The sequence below is a fragment of the Longimicrobium sp. genome (assembly GCF_036554565.1).
GTDB lineage: Bacteria > Gemmatimonadota > Gemmatimonadetes > Longimicrobiales > Longimicrobiaceae > Longimicrobium.
Genome location: NZ_DATBNB010000112.1, coordinates 1 through 4,095, shown reverse-complemented (window position 1 = coordinate 4,095; position 4,095 = coordinate 1). Strand labels below are relative to the sequence as shown.

The 4,095-nt window shown below is 68.0% G+C and carries 7 protein-coding genes; 5 read left to right on the top strand and 2 right to left on the bottom strand.

The window, feature by feature from the left end; genetic code table 11:
* Window positions 1-173 precede the first annotated feature (173 nt).
* From VIB55_RS03090 to VIB55_RS03070, 5 genes are all read left to right on the top strand, one after another.
* On the top strand, window positions 174-1,073 hold the full coding sequence (locus VIB55_RS03090) for a cytochrome c oxidase assembly protein (protein ID WP_331875199.1): 900 nt from the start codon (window positions 174-176) through the stop codon (window positions 1,071-1,073).
* Window positions 1,074-1,228: 155 nt separating this feature from the next.
* Entirely contained in the window at window positions 1,229-1,453 is a 225-nt protein-coding gene (locus VIB55_RS03085) for a hypothetical protein (RefSeq protein ID WP_331875198.1), read from the top strand.
* Window positions 1,454-1,744: 291 nt separating this feature from the next.
* Window positions 1,745-1,930 (top strand): hypothetical protein, encoded by a 186-nt coding sequence (locus VIB55_RS03080; protein ID WP_331875197.1) that lies wholly within the window; start codon window positions 1,745-1,747, stop codon window positions 1,928-1,930.
* A gap of 55 nt (window positions 1,931-1,985) precedes the next feature.
* Window positions 1,986-2,180, top strand: a complete 195-nt coding sequence (locus VIB55_RS03075; protein WP_331875196.1) for a hypothetical protein — start codon at window positions 1,986-1,988, stop codon at window positions 2,178-2,180.
* A complete protein-coding gene (locus VIB55_RS03070) occupies window positions 2,177-2,659 on the top strand; it encodes a type II toxin-antitoxin system VapC family toxin (protein ID WP_331875195.1) in 483 nt (160 codons plus the stop codon). The genes VIB55_RS03075 and VIB55_RS03070 overlap by 4 nt, the downstream gene beginning before the upstream one ends.
* Before the next feature lie 71 nt (window positions 2,660-2,730).
* On the opposite strand, the gene VIB55_RS03065 is transcribed toward VIB55_RS03070, so the two are convergent.
* Both VIB55_RS03065 and VIB55_RS03060 read right to left on the bottom strand, forming a co-directional pair.
* Window positions 2,731-3,270, bottom strand: coding sequence for a hypothetical protein (locus tag VIB55_RS03065; RefSeq protein ID WP_331875194.1), 540 nt, complete (start codon window positions 3,268-3,270; stop codon window positions 2,731-2,733).
* 16 nt (window positions 3,271-3,286) lie between these two features.
* On the bottom strand, window positions 3,287-4,095 hold an 809-nt coding region (locus tag VIB55_RS03060), incomplete at its 5' end, for a nucleotidyltransferase family protein (RefSeq protein ID WP_331875193.1).

Sequence of the window (4,095 nt, the reverse complement as noted above, 5' to 3'; positions counted from 1 at the left end):
TGATCCTGCTGTTCGGGCCGCTGCACGGCACCAGCACGGCCATCCACGGCACGGCCAGCAGCAACGAGGGGGTGCACGGATCGGGCACGGCGCCCAGCCAGCAGCCCGCCGCGCCCACCACGCCGCCGGCGCACTGAGCGCACCGCTCCACGAGAAGGGCAGGGTGTAGGTAGATGTCGAACGCGGTCCTGGGTCTCGCGCTGCTGCACGGCGAGACCTTCGCCTGGAACGAATGGCGGGTGTACCCCAGCTTCATGGCGGGGTGGCTGCTGCTCGCGGGCGCGTATCTGCTGATGGTTGGGCCCCTTCGCCACCGCTTTCCCGGCTCGTCCCCCGTGCCGGCGAAGCAGGTGGCGTCGTTCATGGGGGGGCTGGCCATCATGTTCGGGGCGCTGCAGGGGCCGCTGCACGAGTTGAGCGACTACTTCCTGTTCAGCGCCCACATGGTTCAGCACCTGCTGCTGATCCTGATCATGCCGCCGTTCCTGCTGTACGGCACCCCGGCGTGGGCGCTGCGGCCGCTGATCCGGCGCCCGTGGGCGGCGCGCCTGGCCCGGGCGCTCACCTTTCCGGTGATGGCGTTCGCGCTGAACAACGCCATCTTCCTGGCCTGGCACTTTCCGGGTCCGTACGACCTGATGATGCGCAGCCATGGCGTGCACATCACCATGCACCTGATGATTATGGTGACGGGCACCATCATGTGGTGGCCGGTGCGAAGCCCGCTCCCGGAGCTGCCGCGGATCGCCCCCGTGCTGCAGATGATGTACCTGTTCCTGGTGGGGATCCCCATGATGATCTCCGCGGCGCTGATCACCTTTTCACAGACCGAGCTCTACACCTGGTACGTCGAGGCGCCCCGGGTGTTCTCTGAGCTGTCGGCGCTGGAGGACCAGCGGCTGGGCGGGGTGATCATGTGGGTGCCGGGGGGGCTGACGCTGTGGCTGGCCATCACGGCGGTGTACTTCCGCTGGACGCAGCGCGAGCGCGCCGAAGACGAGCAGGTGCCGCTCCACTCGCCGCGCGTGAACCGCGCCGGCCTGGTGGTGCCGCCCCCGTTCCCGCAGAACTGATCACGCGCGGCTGAATGCAGGAAGCCCCCGGACGAGCCACGTCCGGGGGCTTCTTCTTTGTGGCCCCAAAAACTCGTACCAGCCGTGGCGGCTCGCGGTATTGGACGTTCAGCACGTCCGGTTTATCTTTCGTGTGCACCCAGACGGAGGAACGCATGAGCGAGCAGGTATCCGAAGAATCCGTGGAACCGACCCCCCACACGCCGATCCGGCAGCATTCTCCTGAATTGCTGGCGATGAAGCGCCGCGCGGAGGAAATGGGGATCGAGCTACGGCTGCCCACCGCCGGTCCGGACTGGCAGCTTCCGGAGCCGCTGCCGATTCCGGCGGACGTCGTCAGCAAGATCGTCGTTCAGCAGCGACGGAGCCGGGGCTTTTGAAAACCTACTTCCTCGACACGTCCGCGATCGGCCGTCTGTATCTGCTGGAAGAGGGTTGGGGATTCGTCCGAGACCTGGTGCGGGCCGCCCATCGCGGAACCTCCGACAGTACGGTTGTGCGCGTGCGATCTTGCTCTGCCGGAAACGATTTCCGCGGTTCAGCAGGCCGCTCATGCCCCTGATGCCGCGAAGCGTGGCATCAGCCGTTCGGCTCTTCGGCATACCCTGCCCAAGGTTCGAGCGGATCTTGGTCGTGGAACTCCGCTCGTCCTGCTGTCGGCGAGCGATTGCATGCCGCTGGCGGCAGAGATCGTAGAGCGGCAGCAGGTACGGGGTGCCGATGCCGTACACATCGCGGCTGCGCTGAACGCTCGCAAGGCTGCTGGTTTCGAGGCCGTTTTTGCATTCGTGAGCAACGACAAGAAACAGTGCCGGGCCGCGGCGTTGGAGGGGCTGGAGGTTCTCACTCCCGCGTAACGCACTCGGAGCCGAGACCCGTTTTTCTGAAAATTACCTGTACCGGAGCGGACGTATGAAGAAGCCGTGTTGTCACTGCAATCCCGAAGTGCCGCCCGAATTCGAGGATCTCCGCAAGATGATCGAGAGCGGCTTCATCGCCAAGCTGCCGAACGACGGCCCAGACTGGCAGATGCCCGAGATGATCGAGGTAGAGGGCGAGCTGCCCAGTCAGGCGCTGATCCGGATGAGGCGGGCGAACCACATATGAAACGCTACTTCTTCGACGCGTCTGCCGTGGTAAAGCTGCACGCGGTGGAGCCCGGCTCGTCAGCTGTCCACGATCTCATGCGCAGCGCGAACCGGAGCGACCGCTCGACCAGGGTGTTCGTTTGCGACATCTCGCTGCCCGAAGCTGTGTCAGCCCTGCAGCAGATCAAACGCGGTCCGCACGCGGCGCGAAAGGGCTTGAGTGCTGCCGCATTGCGGCAGGCGATTCCAACTCTGGTCCAGAGTTTCACCCAGGAGTCGCCGCTGATCGTGGTGAACGCCTCGGAAGTGATGCACGCCGCAGCCGGTATCGTCCAGCGGTGGCGGCTGCGTCCGGCCGACGCCATCCAGGTCGCCGCAGCCGTTCGTGCACGCGACAACCTGGATGAAGGAGCAGAAATCTCGTTCGTCAGTGCCGACCGGGTGCAGTGCGCGGCGGCGCGGCACGAGGGGCTGAACGTGCTGGAACTCGCGGCGTAGCGCGTCGCTGACACGCGAAAACGCCGCGCGCATCCAGGCCGCGCGGCGCTCGTTCGTAGGTCCTGTTCGGCTCAGCCGGTGGGCGGCAGGCGCTCCCACTTGGGCAGGGGCGAGCAGGCCATGGGCGGGGTGGAGGGGCCGGAGTTCTGGCCCTTGACCACGAGCGCGTGCTGCCCGTTCAGAACCGTGCCCGGCGGCAGGTTCAGCGTGTCGGTGATGGCGGCGACGTTGCCGGCGCCGACGGTCAGCGGGCCGACGGGGGCCACCTCGCTGCCGGGCTGCTCGCAGGTGCCCTGCACCACGGCCGCGTTCAGCTGCTGCGTACCGGCGGGGGCCGTGGTCACCTGCAGGGAGATCTCCGTCTGCTGGCCGATGCCGCGGAAGTTCACCGATCCGGTGACGCCGGAGTTGTTGATGGCCGACAGGTGCCCGGCCGCCATCGTCTGCTCCGGCCGGGGCAGGGAGCTGACGTTGGGTGCCTGCCCCTCGCCGGGATCGGTGGTGCTCTCGTCCATCGTCGTCGCCGGCGAATCAACTTCCTTCTGCTCGCCCCCGCCGCCGCACGCGGCTGCCAGGGAAAGCGCCAGCACCGCCGCCAGCCGTACGTTCATCGTCCCCATCCCCTCGTCATGGTCCCGTTCCGCTCGTGAAAAAGCGGGACGGGGGCGGGGCAAGAGGCGTTCCATCCGCGGTTTGCGCGTACCGCCGCCGCGCTTCTTCCAGCTGCTCCGGCCGCCCGATGTCGAGCCAGGCGTGCCCGTCTACGCGGAAGGGAAGAATGCGCTCTCCCGCCGCGGCCAGGCGCAGGTACGGGTCCAGGATGCTGAACGCCCCGCGCTCCGTCAGCAGGCCGAAGATGCGGGGCGCGAGCACGTGCACGCCCGCGAATGGCAGCGCCTGCACCGCGCCGACGGGCTCGCGCACGCGCAGGTCCAGCCCCTTGGTCTCGTCCACCCGGCCCAGCAGGCCGTCGCCGTCGAAGAGCAGCTTGCGGGTGCTCGGCCGGTCCAGCACGGCGACCGTGGCCAGGGGATCGGCATCCCGGTGCGCGGCGTACATCCCGTCCAGCGGCAGGTCGGTGAGGATGTCGGCGTTGTGAAGGAAGAACGGGGCGTCCTTGCGGAACAGCCCCTCCGCGGCGAGCAGCGCGCCCCCGGTTTCCAGGGGGCCTGGGTCTTCGCGCGAGAAGTCGGCCTCCACGCCAAAGCCCCCGCGCTGGCGCACGAAGTCTTCGATCTTCTGCGCCAGGTACGCGGTGTTGACGATCAGCCGGTCGGCGCCGGCCGCGATGAGGCGGCGGGCGACGCGCTCGATCATGGGCACGCCGGCCACGTCGATCAGCGCCTTGGGGGTGTGGTCGGTCAGCGGGCGCAGGCGGGTGCCCAGCCCGGCCGCCAGGATCATGGCATCCATCAGGCGGCCACTTCGGCGGCGCC